General features: G+C 59.6%; 12 protein-coding genes and 1 pseudogene. 2 read left to right on the top strand and 11 right to left on the bottom strand.

What is annotated here, in order from left to right; translation table 11 throughout:
• Window positions 1–3 precede the first annotated feature (3 nt).
• The 8 genes from MEB48_RS27830 to edd form a co-directional block, all read right to left on the bottom strand.
• A complete protein-coding gene (locus tag MEB48_RS27830; protein ID WP_237886939.1) occupies window positions 4–849 on the bottom strand; it encodes a carbohydrate ABC transporter permease in 846 nt (281 codons plus the stop codon).
• Window positions 842–1750, bottom strand: coding sequence for a carbohydrate ABC transporter permease (locus tag MEB48_RS27825; protein ID WP_007902369.1), 909 nt, complete (start codon window positions 1748–1750; stop codon window positions 842–844). Before MEB48_RS27825 ends, MEB48_RS27830 begins: the two co-directional genes overlap by 8 nt.
• Window positions 1751–1916: 166 nt before the next feature.
• Entirely contained in the window at window positions 1917–3224 is a 1308-nt protein-coding gene (locus MEB48_RS27820; protein WP_237886938.1) for an ABC transporter substrate-binding protein, read from the bottom strand.
• A gap of 131 nt (window positions 3225–3355) precedes the next feature.
• A complete protein-coding gene (locus tag MEB48_RS27815; protein ID WP_237886937.1) occupies window positions 3356–4615 on the bottom strand; it encodes a D-mannose isomerase in 1260 nt (419 codons plus the stop codon).
• A 228-nt stretch (window positions 4616–4843) separates the two neighbouring features.
• Window positions 4844–6271, bottom strand: a complete 1428-nt coding sequence (locus tag MEB48_RS27810; protein WP_442969127.1) for an ATP-binding protein — start codon at window positions 6269–6271, stop codon at window positions 4844–4846.
• A gap of 31 nt (window positions 6272–6302) precedes the next feature.
• On the bottom strand, window positions 6303–7034 hold the full coding sequence (locus MEB48_RS27805; protein ID WP_237886935.1) for a response regulator: 732 nt from the start codon (window positions 7032–7034) through the stop codon (window positions 6303–6305).
• Between the two features lie 172 nt (window positions 7035–7206).
• On the bottom strand, window positions 7207–8160 hold the full coding sequence (locus tag MEB48_RS27800; RefSeq protein ID WP_237886934.1) for a glucokinase: 954 nt from the start codon (window positions 8158–8160) through the stop codon (window positions 7207–7209).
• The gene (gene edd / locus MEB48_RS27795) at window positions 8157–9983 is read right to left on the bottom strand and encodes a phosphogluconate dehydratase (protein ID WP_237886933.1); all 1827 of its coding nucleotides are present in this window, start codon (window positions 9981–9983) and stop codon (window positions 8157–8159) included. The genes MEB48_RS27800 and edd overlap by 4 nt, the downstream gene beginning before the upstream one ends.
• 220 nt (window positions 9984–10203) lie before the next feature.
• Between edd and gap the strand changes: the two genes are divergently transcribed.
• Together gap and MEB48_RS27785 are read left to right on the top strand one after the other, a co-directional pair.
• Window positions 10204–11205, top strand: coding sequence for a type I glyceraldehyde-3-phosphate dehydrogenase (gene gap / locus MEB48_RS27790; RefSeq protein ID WP_008013978.1), 1002 nt, complete (start codon window positions 10204–10206; stop codon window positions 11203–11205).
• A gap of 177 nt (window positions 11206–11382) precedes the next feature.
• A complete protein-coding gene (locus tag MEB48_RS27785) occupies window positions 11383–11847 on the top strand; it encodes a methylglyoxal synthase (protein WP_237886932.1) in 465 nt (154 codons plus the stop codon).
• Window positions 11848–11888: 41 nt separating this feature from the next.
• Here MEB48_RS27785 and MEB48_RS27780 read toward each other — a convergent pair whose 3' ends face one another.
• The 3 genes and pseudogenes from MEB48_RS27780 to MEB48_RS27770 form a co-directional block, all read right to left on the bottom strand.
• Window positions 11889–12710: a DUF4123 domain-containing protein gene (locus MEB48_RS27780; RefSeq protein WP_237886931.1), complete on the bottom strand. Its 822-nt coding sequence runs from the start codon at window positions 12708–12710 to the stop codon at window positions 11889–11891.
• A complete protein-coding gene (gene tssI / locus MEB48_RS27775) occupies window positions 12707–14764 on the bottom strand; it encodes a type VI secretion system tip protein TssI/VgrG (protein ID WP_237886930.1) in 2058 nt (685 codons plus the stop codon). Before tssI ends, MEB48_RS27780 begins: the two co-directional genes overlap by 4 nt.
• A 29-nt stretch (window positions 14765–14793) precedes the next feature.
• Window positions 14794–15200 (bottom strand): annotated as a pseudogene (locus tag MEB48_RS27770) (lipase family protein); the annotation flags it as partial.

Genomic DNA, 15200 nt, shown 5'->3' with positions numbered 1-15200 from the left:
GTTCTACCCCTTGACCGCGCCGGACGTCAGCCCACGCAGGAAATACTTGCCAGCGAATATGTAGACCAGCAGTGTCGGCAGCCCGGCGATCATCGCGGCGGCCATATCAACGTTGTATTCCTTGGCCCCGGTGCTGGTGTTGACCAGGTTGTTCAGGGCCACGGTAATCGGCTGGGCATCGCCACTGGCGAAGACCACGCCGAACAGGAAGTCATTCCAGATTTGCGTGAACTGCCAGATCAGGCAGACCATCACGATCGGGATCGACATCGGCAGCAGGATCTTCCAGAAAATCGTGAAGAAGCCCGCGCCATCCAGCCGCGCCGCCTTGACCAGCGCATCCGGAATGCTCACGTAGTAGTTGCGGAAGAACAGCGTGGTGAACGCCAGGCCGTAGACCACGTGCACCAGCACCAGGCCCGTGGTGGTGTTGGCCAGGCCGATCTTGCCGAGGGTGAACGAGGCTGGCAGCAGCACGGTCTGGAACGGCAGGAAGCAGCCGAACAACAACAGGCCGAAGAACAGTTGCGAACCACGGAAGCGCCACATCGACAGTACGTAGCCGTTCATGGCACCGATGAAGGTCGAGATCAGTACCGCCGGCACGGTGATTTTCACCGAGTTCCAGAAGTAGCTGCCAACACTGTCCCAGGCCTTGATCCAGCCGATGCCATCAATCACTTGCGGCCAGCTCAAGAGGTTGCCGGTGCGGATGTCTTCCGGCGATTTGAAACTGGTCAGCAGCATCACCACCAGCGGGACCAGATAGATCGCCGCGGCCAGCAACAAGGTTGCGTAAATGGCGATGCGGCTGAAGCTGATGCCCGACTTGCCAAGTTGATTACTCATGGCGTTTGCCTCGCAATTCGGAGTACAGGTACGGCACCAGAATCGCCAGGATCGCGCCGAGCATCATCATGGCGCTCGCCGAACCAATGCCCATCTGGCCACGGCTGAACGTGAAGGAGTACATGAACATCGCCGGCAGATCGGACGAATAGCCCGGGCCACCCGCGGTCATCGCCGCCACCAGGTCGAAGCTCTTGATCGCGATGTGCGCGAGGATCATGAAGGCGCTGAAGAACACCGGGCGCAGGCTCGGCAATACGATCTTCAAATAAATGGTCGGCAGGCTCGCCCCGTCGACTTGCGCTGCGCGGATGATCGACTGATCAACGCCACGCAGGCCCGCCAGGAACATCGCCATCACAAACCCGGAGGCTTGCCATACGGCAGCGATCACCAGGCAATACACCACGCGATCCTGATCCACCAGCCAGTCGAGGCGGAAGCCTTCCCAGCCCCAGTCGCGCAGCATCTTGTCCAGACCCAGGCCTGGGTTGAGCAGCCATTTCCAGGCGGTACCGGTAACGATCATCGAGAGCGCCATCGGGTACAGGTAAACGGTGCGGATGAAGCCTTCCTTGCGAATGCGCTGATCCAGCAACACCGCGAGGAACACACCCAACACCAGGCTGATGCCGATGAACATGCCGCCGAAGACCGCGAGGTTCTTGCTCGCGACCCACCAGCGATCGTTGTCCATCAAGCGGATGTATTGCTGCAGGCCGACCCACTTGTAGCTCGGCATGAAGCTGGAATTGGTGAAGGACAGAACAAATGTCCAGATGATGTAACCGTAAAAACCAACCAGGACGATCAGCATGCTAGGCGCCAAAACCAGCTTGGGGAGCCAGCGCTGCAATGCGTCGAACGGTGAGGCTTTGCTGAAAACCGCCACAGAGCTCATCGGGATAATCCATTGCAAGAAATGAAGATCAAACCTGTAGGAGCCGGCTTGCTGGCGAACCTGACGACACGGTGTGTCAGGCACACCGCCTTCGCCGGCAAGCCGGCTCCTACAGTTGGCAGATCATCGATGGATGCCGCAGGCCAGGCCTGCGGCGGCCTTGGTTTTACTGGGCAGCTTTGACGGCCGACGCCAGTTGCGCGCTGGCCTTGGCCGGGTCAGCGTTCTTGTCGTTCATGAAGTTGGTGACCACATCGAAGATCGCGCCCTGCACGGCCAGGGACGTGGCCATGTTGTGCGCCATGCTCGGTTGCAGGCCGCCAGTCTTCTCGTCAGCCAGGAAATCCTTGGCGGACGCTTGAGCGCAAGAGTCAAAACCGAGCTTGTCCATTTCATTCAGCATGTCGGTACGCACCGGGATCGAACCCTTGTTGATGCTGAAGACCTTCTGGAAGTCCGTGCCAAGAGCGACCCTGGCCAGGTCTTGCTGGGCGGCGATGTCGCCTTTGCGATCGGCTTTGAGCTTGAATACAGCCATCGAGTCGATGTTGTAGGTGAAAGCTTTTTCGGTGCCCGGGAACGGCACGCACTGGTAGTCCTTGCCCGCGACTTTCTTCGCGGCGGTCCATTCGCTCTTGGCCCAGTCGCCCATCATCTGCATGCCGGCCTTGCCGTTGATGACATCAGCGGCGGCGATGTTCCAGTCACGCCCCGCGCGGTTCGGGTCCATATAGCCGGTGATTTTTTTCAGCTCGGTAAAAGCCTTGGTCATCTCGGGCCCAGAGAGGGCTTTTTGATCCAGGTCGACCAGGGCTTTCTTGTAACCGTCGGCGCCCATGACCGAAAGCACCACGTCTTCAAACACGGTGCTGTCCTGCCAAGGCTGGCCACCGTGAGCGAGCGCGATGAAGCCGGCGGCTTTGAGCTTGTCGCCAGCGGCATAGAATTCTTCGAGGGTGGTCGGCGCTTTTTCGATCCCGGCTTTCTTGAACACTTCCGGGTTGATCCACAGCCAGTTGACGCGGTGGATGTTCACCGGAACGGCGACGTAATCGCCTTCGTACTTCACGGTGTCGGAGACTTTCTTGATCAGCAGGCTGTCCCAGTTTTCCGACTTGGAAACTTCTTTCAACGCATCGGTGCTGAGCAGGCCAGTGCTGCCCCACTCCTGGATGTCCGGACCTTTGATCTGGGCAACGCCCGGCGGGTTACCGGCCACGGCGCGGCTTTTGAGTACGGTCATGGCCGTGGAGCCGCCACCGCCAGCGACTGCGCCGTCTTTCCAGGTGAAGCCGTCTTTTTCGACTTGGGCCTTGAGCACATCGACGGCCGCTTTTTCACCACCAGACGTCCACCAGTGAACGACTTCCACCGAACCTTTGGAATCGGCGGCAAGGGCACTGACGGGGAATGCTGCAACGGGAAGCAGTGAGGCGAGAGAAATGACAGTAGCGAGGCGAGAAATCGCATTCATCTAGTAGTACCTTTCTTGTTGTTATGCATGAGCAAGTCTGGTGCTTGCGCTGCATAGGATTTTAAACAGGGGATGCCCCTTCGCAGGTAACGAAGGGACGCGTGAATGTCACCACATGGTTACATAGCTAGTTAAACAGCAACGCTCTGGGACCATTGCGCCAGCGCCGTGGCCATGCTCGGCGCCAGCGGCAGGCGCGGGATCAAAACGGCTTGCCAGGCGTGATACAGGTCGGGTTTGCCGGCCCAGATATCAGCGCTCGGACGGTTCAGCGGATCGAGTTCGTGGTGCCAACTGCCATCGCATCGATCGATGAAATGATTGTCACAAAACTCCCAGAACAGTCGGTACCAACGCTCGTATTGCTCATCACCGGTGCGTTTAAGCAACGCGCTGGCGGCGGCGCTGGCTTCGGCGTGCGTCCAGTGCAGACGATGGCGAACCACCGCGCGATTGTCCCAGTCGAGGGTGTAGACAATGCCCGGCGCACCGTCGACGTCCCAGCCGTGACGGCAATTGTGCTCGAAGAGTTTTTGCGCATCGGTGGCGAGCCAGCCCGGCGTGAGTATCCCGGCCTGCACCCGCGCCGCTTCGAGGTGCAACAACAGCCGCGCCCACTCGAAACCATGGCCCGGCGTGGTGCCGTAAGGGCGGAATCCGTCGGCCGGGTTGTCGTGGTTGTAATCGCGTAGAGGCTGCCAGTTGCGGTCAAAATGCTCGACCACCAGGTAATCGTTGGCCGCGGCGTGATCGTGAATGACGCGCTCGACGATGCGCTGGGCGCGAATCAGCCAGCGGTTGTCCTCGGTGACATCGGCCAGGGCGAGGAAGGCTTCGGTGGCGTGCATGTTGCTGTTGGCGCCGCGATAGGCTTCTTCGCAACTGAAGTCGCGGTTGAAGGATTCGCGCATGGCGCCTTCCTCCTCGCTCCAGAAATGCGTGTCGATGATATGGATCGCATCGTCGAGCAACGCTTGTGCGCCGGGACGCTGGGCGACCACTGCAGAACTCGCGGCCAACGCCACGAAAGCATGCAGGTAAGCGGCTTTGCCGGTATTGCCGTCGCGATGTTCGGGCGTGGCGAACCAGCCTCCGTGTTCGGCGTCACGCAGCGGCCCACTGAGGGCTTTGATGCCGTGATCCACCAGCTCGGCGAAACCCGGCAGGCCCTGGATGTGAGCCATGGCGAAGCTGTGGGTCATGCGCGCGGTGTTCATGGTTTCAGCTTGCGCATTGGCTGGGAGGCGACCCTTTTCGTCGAGATTGCCGAAGCCTTCGGCAATCTTTGAAGCCTTGGCAAACGCCAGCAGGCGCAGGCCTTCAGCGGCAAGCCATTGCTGATGGGCAGGCGCGTTCAGCCAACTGCTGAAGGCAGGTTGGAAGGTGTCCATGGGAGTACCTTTTTTGTTGTTATGACTGGGGGCAGTCTAAACAACGGCCGGTGGCGGGCAGGTAACGAAGGGGGCGAGTTATGTCACCGAGTTGTGACATTTGCCTTGAGGGATGTATTGAAGGGACTGACGCCTTCGCGAGCAAGCCCGCTCCCACAGTGGTTCTGCGTCGTACACAAATCCAATGTGGGAGCGGGCTTGCTCGCGAAGAACGATAACGCGGTCTTCCTAATCAACACTACGCGGCAACTGCAACGTCACCCGCAACCCGCCTTCACGCAGGTTTTGCAGGCTGACTTCACCGCCATGGCTGTGGGCAATGTTGCGCGCAATCCCCAGCCCCAAGCCATATCCCTGCTGCTGCCCGGCCAAGCGGAAGTGCGGCTCGAACACTTGCTCCAGCCGCTGCTCCGGCACACCCGGTCCTTCATCGTCGACATGCAGGACAAACGCGCTTTCGTCGTCATCGATGTGCAGATGTGCGTTCTGCCCATATTTCAAGGCGTTATCGATCAGGTTGCCGATACAGCGTTTGAGCGCCAATGGCTTGCCGGGATACGGTGCCAGCGCCCGCCCCTGCTGAGTCACGCGGCCATTGCCGTTGGGCGCCAGATACGGCTCCACCAGACAATCGAGTACATGATTGAGGTCCACCGGCTCGATATTTTCGTGGATGTCGGTGTCTTTCACGCATTGCAGCGCGCCTTTGACTAACAACTCCAGCTCATCCAGATCACGGCCGAACTTGGCTTGCAGCTTTTCGTCTTCGAGCAATTCCACCCGCAGTCGCAACCGGGTAATCGGCGTGCGCAAGTCATGGGAAATCGCGCTGAACAACTGGCTGCGTTCGGTCAGGTAACGGCTGATACGTTCGCGCATCGCATTGAAGGCGCGGCCCACCTCCACCACTTCGCTGCCACCGCCCTCGGCCACCGGCTCGACTTCAGCACCCAGAGACATGTCCCGAGCCGCCCGCGCCAATCGCTTGAGTGGCCGGCTCTGCCAGTGCACCAACAGGCCGATGAACAGCAGCAGGAAACCGCTGGTGAGCACGATGAACCAGACCTGCTGCGCCGGCAGGCCTTGTTCTTCAAGACTGGTGTAGGGCTCAGGCAATAGCGAGGCGATGTACAGCCACTCGCCCGGCGCCATCTGGATTTGCGTGACCAGTACCGGCGGGTTCACCGGTTCCAGGGTCAACGCGTAATGTGCCCAGGAACGCGGCAACTCATCGAGCTTCAGGCCGCCGTTGAAAATCCGCAGGTCTTCGGGGCTGACGAACGTCACCGAGATGTCGGCGTCCTGGCCCAGCGACTGGCGCAGCACTTCGTCCACCGCTTTGAGCACCGCTTCTTTGCGCGGGGTGATCGGCAGCACTTCCATGCCCAAGGGTTTGTCGTTGAGGGTCACCACGAAACGGGTGCCGCCCATGCTGCGCAATTGATCGAGTACCAACGGCCTGAACGCCACCGGCAACGAGCGGAAATAACTGACGCTGGCCGTCATCGAATGCGCCAGGCTGCGGGCACTGGTGACTAACCCTTCGAGCTGCGTGGCGCGCAATTGCGACACCCAGATCACACTCGACAGCGCCTGGGCGAACAGCACCGCCAGCAGGGTCAGCAGCAACATGCGCCCAAGCAACGACCGCGGCACGGGAACGCGCCCGGCGAGTTTGCGCAGGAACTCAATGGCCATTGCTGGCAACCACATTGGCTGCCAATTGGTAGCCGCTGCCACGCACGGTGCGGATCAGCCTCGGTGGTTTTTCCGTATCGCGAAGGCGCTGGCGCAATCGACTGACGGCCATGTCGACGATGCGATCGAGCGGCATCAAGTCACGGCCACGGGTGGCGTTGCCGATGGTGTCGCGGTCGAGGATTTCCTGAGGATGATCGAGGAACAGTTTCAGCAACGCGAAATCGGCGCCGGAGAGAATCACTTCCTCGCCGTCGATGTGGAACAGTCGATGGCTGACCATGTCCAGCCGCCAGTCGTCGAAGGCCAGCACTTCACCGCCGGAACGCTCCTGACCGAACTGAGCGCGGCGCAACAAGGCTTTGATGCGCGCCTGCAATTCACGGGGGCTGAAAGGTTTGCCGAGGTAGTCGTCAGCACCCAGTTCCAGGCCGATGACGCGGTCGGCCTCGTCGGAACTGGCGGTGAGCATGATGATCGGCACGTGGGCCTGGCGCGGGTGTTGGCGGATCCAGCGGCAAAGGCTGAAACCGTCTTCGTCCGGCAGCATCACGTCGAGAATCACCAGATCGCTCGGCGCGTCGTTCAAGGCCTGACGAAAGCCTGCACCATCGGGCGTGGTGCGAACCTGGAAACCGGCGCGGGTCAGGTAGGTGTCCAGCAACTCGCGTATCTCTTGATCGTCATCGACCAACAAAATCGACTTGTTGACTGAGCTCACGGGGCGGCGTCCTTGTTGTTTGAATTGGGCGGATTATGCCTTAAGCGCGGAACCAACAAACACCGCGTCGATCGTTCCCACGCTCTGCGTGGGAATGCCTCAAGGGACGCTCCGCGTCCAGTGACGCGGAGCGTCACGGGCTGCATTCCCACGCAGAGCGTGGGAACGATCACTACTGTGCTTGATCCAACGCCACACCCGCACCCACCAACCCGGAATACGGCGCCGTCACCAGCCACACCGGAATGCCTTTGAAGTAATCGCTCATGCAACCCTTGTCGGCGAAGCAACGGGCGAAACCGCTGTTGATGAAGAAATCGGCAAACCGTGGAATCACCCCGCCAACGATGTACACACCACCCCGAGCACCGGTGGTCAGCACGTTGTTGCCGGCCACGCGACCGAGCCAGCAACAGAACTGCTCGAGCACTTCCAGGGCAATCGGATCGCCCGCCAACCCGGCCGCCGTAATCGCCTCAGGCGTGTCGAGCACAGGCGTGTGACCGTCCACCGCGCAGATCGCCCGGTAGACCCGCGGTAAACCACTGCCGCTCAACGCCGTTTCAGCGCTGACATGGCCGATCTCGTTGAAGATGTGCTGCCACAGCTGGGTTTCCCGCGGGCTGCTCAGCGGCAGGTCGACGTGACCGCCCTCCCCCGGCAGCGGGGCAAAACGGCCCTCGCCCAGATCCAGCAACGTGCCCACGCCCAGCCCCGTACCCGGGCCGATCACCACCGCTGGCCGCAACGGTTCCGGCGTGCCTTCGCAGACCACCCGAAAATCGCCTGGCTGCAAGCGGGTCATGCCCAAGGCCATCGCCGAAAAATCGTTGATCAACAGCAGTTGATCCACCTGCAAGGTCTTGCAGAAACCCTTGCGGCTGAGTCGCCAGTGATTGTTAGTGAACTTGAATTCATCGCCGCTCACAGGGCCTGCCACCGACAGGCACACCGAGCCGATTGAACCCGGCGCCAGACCAAGCCCGCTCAGGTAGAGCGCAATGGCCTCTTCCGGGCTGGCGTGATCTGCCGTTGCCAGCACCTGGACCGATTCCAGTTGCTGGTTTTTCCACAACGCGAAACGTGCGTTGGTGCCACCGATGTCACCGACCAGAGCCAGTTTCAATTAAGCGTCTCCAGGGCAGAAGTAAAGGCGCTGGCGCCTTGCTCTGCGGAGCTGAAGGCCATGCGCATGAAACCAAACAGTTCGCGACCGCTGCCAATGTTGTTGCCCAACAAACCTTTGGCTGGCTCGCGTGCTGCGAATTCTTCGGCGTCCACCTTAAGCTCCAGGGTGCCTTTGACGCCATCGACGCGGATGATATCGCCCTCTTGCACTCGCGCCAAAGCGCCGCCCACATAAGCTTCGGGGCTGACGTGAATCGCCGCCGGGATTTTCCCCGAGGCGCCGGACATGCGCCCGTCAGTCACCAACGCGACTTTGAAACCGCGATCCTGCAGCACGCCGAGGAACGGCGTCATCTTGTGCAGCTCCGGCATGCCGTTGGAACGCGGGCCCTGGAAGCGCATCACCGCGACAAAATCCTTCTCCAGCAAACCGGCCTTGAACGCATCGGCCAGGTCCTGTTGATCCTGGAACACCATGGCCGGTGCTTCGACGACCTGGTTTTCCAAAGCGACGGCGGATACTTTCATCACGCCACGGCCAAGGTTGCCTTCCATCACACGCAAGCCACCCTCTGGCGAGAATGCGCGAGCGACCGGACGCAGGATGTTTTCGTCGAGGCTTTCGATCGGGCCTTCGCGCCAGACCAGTTCGCCGTTATCGAGGAATGGTTCTTTGGTGTAGCGGCTCAGGCCGTGGCCGAGCACGGTGTTGACGTTCTCGTGAAGCAGGCCGGCTTCCAGCAGTTCGCGGATCAGGAACGACATGCCGCCCGCCGCCTGGAAGTGGTTGATGTCGGCTTTGCCGTTCGGGTACACATGGCTCAGGGTCGGCACCACCTCGGAGAGGTCGGCCATGTCCTGCCAGGTCAACTGAATGCCCGCGGCCATGGCGATGGCCGGCATGTGCAGCGTGTGGTTGGTCGAGCCGCCGGTGGCGTGCAGGGCCACGATGGAGTTGACCAGCGAACGCTCGTCGACGATTTCGCCGATCGGCATGAAGTCGCCATTCTGCTTGGTCAGGCGGGTGACCTGATGCGCCGCTTCGCGGGTCAGGGCATCGCGCAACGGGGTGTTCGGGTTGACGAAAGAAGCGCCCGGCAAGTGCAGGCCCATGACTTCCATCAGCAACTGGTTGGTGTTGGCGGTGCCGTAAAAGGTACAGGTGCCAGGGCTGTGATAGGACTTCATCTCCGATTCCAGCAGCTCTTCGCGAGTCGCCTTGCCCTCGGCGTAGCGCTGACGCACATCGGCTTTCTGCTTGTTGGAGATGCCCGACACCATCGGCCCGCCCGGCACGAAAATCGTCGGCAGATGACCGAAACGCAACGCGCCCATCATCAGGCCCGGCACGATCTTGTCGCAAATGCCGAGCATCAGCGCGCCATCGAACATGTTGTGGGACAGCGCCACAGCGGTGGACAACGCGATCACTTCGCGGCTCGGCAGGCTCAGTTCCATGCCTGGCTCGCCCTGTGTCACGCCATCGCACATCGCGGGGGTGCCACCGGCGAATTGGCCGACGGAGCCGATTTCGCGCAGGGCTTTTTTGATCTGTTCCGGAAAGACTTCGTACGGCTGATGCGCCGAGAGCATGTCGTTATATGACGAAACTATTGCGATGTTGGCGGAGTTCATCATCCGCAGGCTGTGCTTGTCGTCGCTGCCACACCCGGCCACGCCATGGGCGAAGTTGGCGCATTGCAGCTTGCCGCGCATCGGACCGTCGCTGGCGGCGCTGCGGATCAATGCAAGGTAAGCCTCACGCGTGGTGCGGCTGCGGGCGATAAGCCGTTCGGTGACCTCAAGGACGCGGGGATGCATGTGTAGAACTCCAGGCTAACGGATGTGGCGACCTGATTGTCTATGCTGACCAAGCACCGCTGTGATCGGGGTGACAGACGGTTTTCTTGATCATTCGGACCAGTTGATTCAGGTCACTCGTTGTAGATAAAACAAAATATTGCCACTAAAAAGGCTTGTTTTCTATTTTTTTGCGAATAATCTTGTAATTCCAACAACAAAACGACGGCGGCGCTGTTAAATGACTCTTCGAATTGCAATCAATGGTTTTGGCCGTATCGGCCGTAATGTCCTGCGCGCACTGTATACCCAAGGTTATCGTCAGGATCTGCAGATCGTAGCGATCAACGACTTGGGCGACAGCTCGATGAACGCGCATCTGCTCAAGTACGACACCGTTCACGGTACATTCGATGCCGATGTCCAGCACGATCAGGAAAGCCTGACCGTCAACGGCGACCGTATTTCGGTCAGCGCCATTCGCAACCCGGCTGAATTGCCTTGGGCTGCGGAGAAGGTCGACGTCGTGTTCGAATGCACCGGTCTGTTCACCGACCGTGCCAAAGCCGCCGCGCATATTACGGCCGGCGCGCGCAAAGTGATTATCTCGGCCCCGGCCAAAGGCGCCGACGCCACTGTGGTTTATGGGGTTAACCACGACATTCTGCGCCAATCCCACCAGATCATTTCCAACGCTTCGTGCACCACCAACTGCCTGGCCCCGGTGGCCCAGGTGCTGCACCGCGAATTGGGCATCGAAAGCGGGCTGATGACCACTATCCACGCCTACACCAACGACCAGAACCTGACTGACGTCTACCACACCGACCCGTACCGCGCCCGCTCCGCCACCCAGAACATGATCCCGAGCAAGACCGGCGCCGCTGAAGCGGTAGGCCTGGTGCTGCCGGAACTGGCAGGCAAACTGACCGGCATGGCGGTGCGTGTTCCGGTGATCAATGTGTCGCTGGTGGACCTGACTGTGCAGCTCAAGCGTGAAGCATCGGCCGATGAAGTCAACGCGATGCTCAAACAAGCCAGCCAGCACTCGAAGATTCTGGGTTACAACACCCTGCCGCTGGTTTCCAGCGACTTCAACCACAACCCGCTGTCGTCGATCTTCGACGCCAACCACACCAAATCCAGCGGCAAACTGCTCAAAGTGCTGGCCTGGTACGACAACGAATGGGGCTTCTCCAACCGCATGCTCGATAACTGCCTGGCGCTGTGCAACGCGGAATAAGCCCGCGCCGTAGGAGCTGGCTTGCCAGCGAAGGCGCCCTCAAGATCGCCTTCGCCGGCAAGCCGGCTCCTACAGGGCAAAGGCGTTTTCAAGATCGCCTTCGCCGGCAAGCCGGCTCCTACGGGGCGAAGGCGTTTCAGATCGCTATCGCCCCTATCTGTTGCCCTGGAGCAACCCATGATCGGTATCAGCTTTACGCAAAAAACCTTGTCAGCGCGCAAGCGTATCGCCCTGGTTGCCCACGACCACTGCAAAATATTTTTGCTGGACTGGGCCGAGCGGCAGAAGGACAAACTCGCACAGCATGAACTGGTCGCCACCGGCACGACGGGGTTGTTGTTGCAACAACGCCTCGACCTGCCGGTGGAAAGCATGATCAGCGGTCCGCTGGGCGGCGATCAGCAACTGGGCGCGCAAATCGCCGAGCAGAAAGTCGACATGCTGGTGTTCTTCTGGGATCCGTTCGAACCGCAACCCCACGACCCGGACATCAAGGCGCTGCTGCGGGTCGCGGCGGTATGGAATATCCCGGTGGCCTGCAATGAGTGCAGCGCCGATTATCTGCTCAGCAGCCCGTTGATGGATCAGGCTCACGAACACCGCATCCCGGATTACGCGACCTATCTGTCGGGACGGGGCTAGCACAGGCTTGCGATCTACCGACAGGTTTTGATCCCGGGAAGTCACTCGCCGTGCAGGCGCTCAAAATGAGCCTGCGCGTCCTCTTCAGGTCTCGGATCCCAATTTTTGATACCGGGCGTGTGCATCTCCCGCAAACGCTCGACCACCAAAAAATGCAGCTGCTCCGGCGTCTGCCATCCCCACCGCTGTGCCAGGTCGAGTTGTTCTATCAGCCAGGCTCTCGGCGACAGGTCTTCCGGCAATCGGGCAAGGTCCTCACTGTGCTCGGCCAACAGGTACTGACCCACATTGGCCAACAGGATCGCCCGCCCCTGGTTGACCGGCGCCGGGATATCCAGCCATTGCGCAGAGTCGGGGACCGGGTATTCGCCCGACGCCGGATTCTCTACTGTCGTCCAGTGCTCGCCCTGCCAGTAACAGGCACTGATGACCGGCCCCAGATATTCGGGGTACGCCGACTCGGGAAGATGAGCCAGTGCTCGCGCCAACACCCGATTATCGTGGAAACGGTACAGCGCCTGTTGCGATCGCTTCCCGATTAACAGACGTTCGCGCCAATGTTTCACCAGTATTTCGATTGAGTGATTTTCGATGCTCGCCAGCCACCCCCAATCCAGGGACTGCCCTTCGAACAACTCATTGAGCGATGACGGATTCAGACTATCGATGGAAAAAATAAACGGACCGCCCACGGCCAGCGCGGCGACGGCGGTTTCCCTGTAGACGCTGCGATAGTGTTCAGGTGTCAGCTGGTGCAACAAGCTCTGATGAATCCGCGGCGCCGCCTTCGAGTCCAATATCAAACACAGACCGCGGCCAAGTTGTGATTGCTGCGCCATCCACTGAACAGGCTGGTAGCTCATGCGCAAACTCCTTCGGTTGAACAAACGCCCTCTCGACAGGCCTCGCAGATCGGGCAGAAGTCTGCGGATTGCTCGCCAGCCAGAGCCATCAGCACCCGTTGGACAAGAGCGATGACCGGCGCTCGTTCGATCGGGGCCGTCAATGCCTGAGTTGCACCCGGTATCACCGGTGCCGCCAGCGTACCCGGCGCAGGGCTGCCCCCCACCTCGATTGGACAACTGCTGTAAATGCCACTTGAACAGATCACAAGATGCTGATCGCCAGCACACAAGGTCATGTTATCGCCTGCGTCTAGCACCAGTTTCACCCCCCCTTTGAAATGAATTTCCTGACCCGCCTCTGCGACCAGCACCTCACCCACATAGGTATGGCTGCTTAGCGCGATGTGTAGATGATCATTGGCCATTAACCGGGTTTTGCGGTCGCCGGTGGTAGTGCGATGTTCTTCGGTCTCGAACACGCTGGTGCTGGTGCCCCTGATCGTTTCCCGGCGCTCGCGACCGACTTCCAGCCGACTGTCGTTTTCAATTTTCTGTTCCATGTCGCGCTGCGCCCGAAGGTAGATCAACTCTTGCCCGGCGCGATCTTCGATATGCAATTCATTGAACCCTGTGCTCTTGCTCGAACTGCGACTACGAAAGACGCTTCGGGTCTTGTTCTGCGGCAGCTCATAGGGCACCGGGTTGGTACGGTGAGGCAGACAACCGGAAATCACAGGGCGATCGGGGTCGCCATCCATAAAGGTGACCAGTACTTCCATGCCGACACGGGGAATGCTGACCACTCCGTAGCCGTCGCCAGCCAAAACGGTCGAGACTCTCAGCCAGCAACTGCTTTTATCGGTTTGCGGGTCGGTACGGTCCCAGTAAAAACAGACTTTGACCCGACCGTATTCATCACAGTGGATTTCCTCTTCTGCCGGCCCGGTGACTTTGGCGGTTTGACTGCCGGAAATGGTCGGTTTGGGGTATTTTTTCGGCGGTCGATACAGAGCCTCCCAAGGCGTCGCGGTGAAGGTGTTTCGATAACCCTGAAAGTCCGCGGCATGGATGTGACTGGGCATCGCCTCTTCCAGCACTTGTAATTGCTGGCCTTCATGGGTCACGCCGGTCAGGAGCCAAAGATCATTCCATTGCGCACGATGATGATCAGTCATGACGAGAAAGTGACCGCTGTGCAGGTTACCGAGGTCGCTGGAGCCTTCCGCCAAGCAGTAGTCGCTGCGATGTTGCTCCAACTGGCGCGTTGCAAGCCGCTTGCCATCATCGCCGTTTTTGAAACGTCCCGGCGCCCGGTAATCCTCCAGGGGCGGAGCGACCGGGCTTTTGCGCTTTTCTTCAAGACGCCGGTTCGGCTTTTCGAAGTCATAGTCCCGAATCGCCACTTGACTGGGACGAGTGGCGAAACGCACGCCGAAAGTGTCAATCACCGGGTGATCGGCAACCTGACCATTTTTTTGTCGAAAGACTGACGGGGCTAACCGGCGAAAATAGGTCTGATCATCGCCAAATACTAATAGGTGCCCTTGTGGGCTGTGCTGAAAATGGTAGTGAATACCCGATTCTTCGCAGAGTCGCTGAATAAACCCCAGATCGGTTTCATTGAACTGAACACAGTACTCGCGTGGCGGATAGACGCTTGGGCCCAATTGAAAAGAGAACGCATCACCGAGAATGCCGTGCTTGTTCAAAACTTCGGTAATGATCTGCTCGACACTGCGTTGCTGAAAAATTCGCTGGTCGCTGCAGAGGGCCAGATACGCCAGTTGAGGCACTAACGTCAATTCATAACGCGTCAGTCGTTTACCTGACTCTCGCTGCGCAATGTTATAAACCAGCCCGTGCAAGCCCTCGCCGGGAGGGCCAAAGCCGAGGAATGCAGGTTTGTGCAGCGGCGTCTCGAGGTCAAGATTCGACCGCTCACTGACCAGCTCCAGCGTCACCTCATAGGGCTGGCTGATCGATTCACTGGCTCTGAAGGCCAGGACCTGAAAGTCATGCTGCAACCCGCTGATATCGAGATAGAAGTGCGGTTTGGAGATTGAGTCATGCATCGGAGAGTCCTTTAAAAGGTTGGCCACACTCAGCTGATCGAATCGATATCCAGCGGCTCGCGGGCCAGCCAAAATCCATCATCCAATTGCCTTGGAATCATTGCGTACTGCTCCAAACGGCGATTTTCAGCGTGTTTGCTCCAGCGTTCCACGCTACCGGTGAACGCCGGTAACCGGGCAGCGCTGCCGTACACATCCGCCAGGGTAAGGCGGCGATTGCGCACGGTTTGCAAACGTTTTTGGGTTCTCTCCAGCCGATCTTGCTCTCGGTACAGGGCGCTTATCGCGGCCTTTTCCTTCGTCGTCGCGCCCTGCGGCCCCTCGTTATGGCGCACCTGGCGGGCATATTCGTAAAGTTTCTCCTTGAGCGTTGCCAAGGCGTCTTCGATGACGCGGTACTCGCGGTCGGTGACAATGGTTGCGCCGCTTTCCTGGG

Source organism: Pseudomonas sp. PGPR40 (genome assembly GCF_022014505.1).
Taxonomy (GTDB): Bacteria; Pseudomonadota; Gammaproteobacteria; order Pseudomonadales; family Pseudomonadaceae; genus Aquipseudomonas.
This window is presented reverse-complemented; position numbering and strand designations above follow the sequence as displayed.